A 3,499-nucleotide genomic window follows, 5' to 3' on the forward strand; every position below is an offset into this window, starting at 1 on the left:
GATCAGAATGACTGCGCGGAAGCGTTCCCTGGTACTCATCATGCGTGCCCGGTTCGTGTCCCTCGTCGACCACATCCAGGCCATGCTCGATCTGGCGATCGACATCCACGTGGTGACGGTCGACTCGGAGCCGGTCGGCCAGGACCCCCGGTTCGCGTCGGTGCGGCAACTGCCCGTCGACACCAGCCACGAGCAGTTCGTGGAGACGTGCGTCCAGGTCGCCCAGGAACGGGGGGCGAGCGCCGTCTTCACCTTCCTGGAGATCGACATCGAGATCGCCGAGGCGGCGAACGCCCGGCTCGGCAACAAGTGGGGCTCGGTGGCGGCGGCCAGGATCTGCCGCGACAAGATGCGCCAGCGGATGTTCCTCCGGGAGCACGGCATCCCGAGCGTCTGGTTCCACCCGGTCGGCGACATCGAGGCAGCGGTGACCGCCGCCAAGGAGCAGGGCTTCCCGCTCATCGTCAAGCCCACCCGGGCGGCGGCGAGCGAGTACGTCGAACTGGTCCACGACGAGACGCGGCTGCGGGCGGCGCTCGCCGGCATCCAGGACATGATCGCCCGCAAGCGTGGCTTCTACTACGACAGCGAGGCGGACAACTGGGCGCTGCTCGAGGAGTACCTGCCCGGCCAGGAGGTCACCCTGGACGGGGTGGTCCTGGACGGCAGGTTCGTGCTCGGCGGCGTGCACAACAAGCGGGAGTCCTCCGGCCCGTTCTTCGAGGAGGACTTCTACACCCTGCCGTTCAGCAACCCCGAGCGGGAGGACGAACTGGTCGGGATCGCCACGCAGATCGTCGACCACCTCGACATCCAGCTCTGCCTGTTCAACGCCGAGCTGCGGGAGGGCGCCGACGGCCGGTACCGGCTGGTCGAGTTCTCCATCCGGGGCTCCGGCGGCCACCCCTACCGGCACATCAAGGACGTCTACTCGATCGACCTCGTCCGGATGTACCTGCGGGCGGCCTGCGGCGAGCCGGTCGAGGAGATCCTGGCCCAGGAGAACCAGCGCAGCGAACCACGGATGACGGTCTGCGCCAAGGTGGTCTACGCCAACGGTCTCGTGGTCCGCAACAGCGTGGGGGAGGCCATCCACTCGCCGTACTTCCGGGTCTACTTCCCGGTGGCCCGACCCGGCACCAACGTGGTCGCCGACGAGCGCGGCATCGAGTTCACCGGCCTGCTGTCGGTGTGGATGCCGTGGGAGCCGGGCCAGGACCCGGCCAGGGTGCACCGGGTGGCCGAGGAACTGGCGGGCAAGCTCGATGTGGAGATCGTCTCCGACACCCCGGAAGCGCGCGTCGGTTAGTCGACGGGACGGTCGGTCGCGGCGCCGGGCGGTGCCGCGGCCGACCGGCACATCGGGTTGACGGGGCGTCGGGCGTACCGGCGCGGTGGCACGGCGGGAATGAGTCAACGTGGGCTTCGGACAACTACACCCCAACCTGCGGATCCGGATCGTGGTCGGCTCGGTCCAACGGTTCCTGCACATCATGGTCATGCCGTTGATGACCCTCTACCTCGCCAACCGGTACGGGGTCGCACTCGCCGGTGTGCTCATGCTGCTGGTCGGGGTGTTCGACGTGGTCGGCACCCTGCTCGGCGGCCACCTGTCCGACCACCGTGGCCGCCGACCGATCCTGCTGGCCGGCGAGTTCGTCGTCGCCCTGGCGTACGCCCTGATGGCGGTCGCGGCCCTGCCCTCGGTGGACGTGGCACTCCTGGTCTACGTCGGCTTCGTGGCCAGCAGCATGGCGGCCAGCCTGGCCACGCCGGCCAACGACGCGATGATCGTCGACGTCACCGACCCCGACATCCGCAAGTTCGTCTACACGATCAACTACTGGGCGATCAACCTGGCGCTCGCCTGTGGCGTGCTGCTCGGTGCCTTCCTGTACACCGACTACTTCCCGCACCTGCTCGCCGCGGTCGCGCTGGGGTCGGTGGCGGTCTTCGTGGTGACCCTGGTCTGGATCTCGGAGACCGCTCCGCAGCTCGACGCCCAGGAGGACCGGGGCGTCGGTTCGTACCTGCGGAACTTCTTCGGCGGGTACCAGCTGGTGCTGCGCGACAAGATCTTCGCCGCCCTGCTGCTCGCGGCGACGCTGCGGATGGCGCTGGAAGTCCAGATCAACTACTACGTCAACGTCCGGGTCAGCGAGGAGATGCCGGAGCAACGGCTCTTCTCGATCGGGTCGTTCGACGCGACCTTCAGCGGGGTCGAGGTGCTCGGCATCCTGCGGGCCGAGAACACCCTGCTGATCGTGCTGCTGACCTTCCTGGTCCTCGGCGTGCTCAAGAAGCTCGACGACCGGCCCCGGCTCTATGCCGGTGTGCTGCTGTTCACCGCCGGCACGATGGTGCTCGGCGTCAGCAACTCGGCCTGGGTGCTGATCGCCGCGATGTTCGTGATCACCGTGGGTGAGCTGCTCAACGTCCCGGTACAGCAGGCCATGCTCGCCGACATGGTGCCGGAGAAGTCCCGGACCCGGTACATGGCGGTCTTCAACCTCAACGTCCGGATGGCCCTGCTGATCGCCTCGCTCCTGCTGACCGTCGGGTCGGTGCTGCGTCCGTGGGGCATGGCCGCCCTGTACGGGGTGTTCGGTCTGGTCATCATGCTGGCCTACCGCCCGGTGCTGCGGGCCCGGAACGCGCGGCTCGCGGCGGAACCGCAGCAGCCGAAGCAGGCCGAGCCGACGGCGGGTTGACCGGTGGTGGGGGCCGGTCCGGAGGTCACCGGGAGGCCCCCACCGACGCGGTTCAGCCCCAGATCGCGGTGGCCCACTCCGGGTGGTCAACGAACGGGTTGCGGTTGCCCTGCCACCGGTCGTAGATGACCTGGTTCCGGCGCTTCTCGAAGGCGTCCGGCGGGTCCATCTGGTTCCACTGCAACAGCACCGACATCCGGCCGTGGTACGGGGCCGTGCCGTTGTTGACCGAGTTGTTCATCTCCAGGTTCGGCCAGCCGTCGGTCCCCTCGTACCGGATCGCCATGTACATGATCATCCGGGCGACGTCACCCTTGACCGCGTTGCGCGGCTCGAACGAGTCACTGTCGGTGTAGTTCCCCGGCGCCTCGGCGATCTGGGTACCGCCGTAGTCGAAGTCCTTGTTGCCCCGGGTGGAGTTGACCGAGACGTCGGTCGGGCGCAGGTGGTGGACGTCGGTGCCCGGACCGGTCGTGGTACCGAAGTCGCCGTGCGACTTGGCCCAGACGTGTTCCCGGTTCCAGTCGTCGACGCCGCCGCCGTTGCTGGACTTGCTCTGCGAGCGGCCGGTGTAGAGCAGGATGACGTTGTTCGCGTTGTTCGGGTCCTGGTCGGTGTCCTTCAACGCCGTCCACACCTGGTCGTACGACAGCTTGGTCTGGTTCCGGATGATGCTGTGCAGGGCGCTGCGCAGACTGGTACCGGTCTTGCCGATCGCGCTGGCGTAGTACGTCGAGTCGTAGTCGCCGCCGGGGGTGCCGGTCGGGCTGGGACTCGCGGTGGGGGAC

The 3,499-nt window shown here is 68.1% G+C and carries 3 protein-coding genes; 2 read left to right on the plus strand and 1 reads right to left on the minus strand.

Going from position 1 to position 3,499, the window contains the following annotated elements; all coding sequences use genetic code 11:
* Both GSF22_RS32005 and GSF22_RS32010 read left to right on the plus strand, forming a co-directional pair.
* Window positions 1-1,309: ATP-grasp domain-containing protein (locus GSF22_RS32005; RefSeq protein ID WP_208817644.1), on the plus strand; the 1,309-nt coding region annotated here is incomplete at its 5' end.
* Window positions 1,310-1,418: 109 nt separating this feature from the next.
* On the plus strand, window positions 1,419-2,711 hold the full coding sequence (locus GSF22_RS32010; RefSeq protein ID WP_208817645.1) for an MFS transporter: 1,293 nt from the start codon (window positions 1,419-1,421) through the stop codon (window positions 2,709-2,711).
* 52 nt (window positions 2,712-2,763) lie between these two features.
* Here the strand turns inward: GSF22_RS32010 and GSF22_RS32015 are convergent.
* Window positions 2,764-3,499, minus strand: a 736-nt coding sequence (locus GSF22_RS32015) for an endonuclease I family protein (RefSeq protein ID WP_208817646.1), incomplete at its 5' end; no start/stop codon positions are given.

The sequence above is a fragment of the Micromonospora echinofusca genome (assembly GCF_017614955.1).
GTDB lineage: Bacteria > Actinomycetota > Actinomycetes > Mycobacteriales > Micromonosporaceae > Micromonospora > Micromonospora echinofusca_A.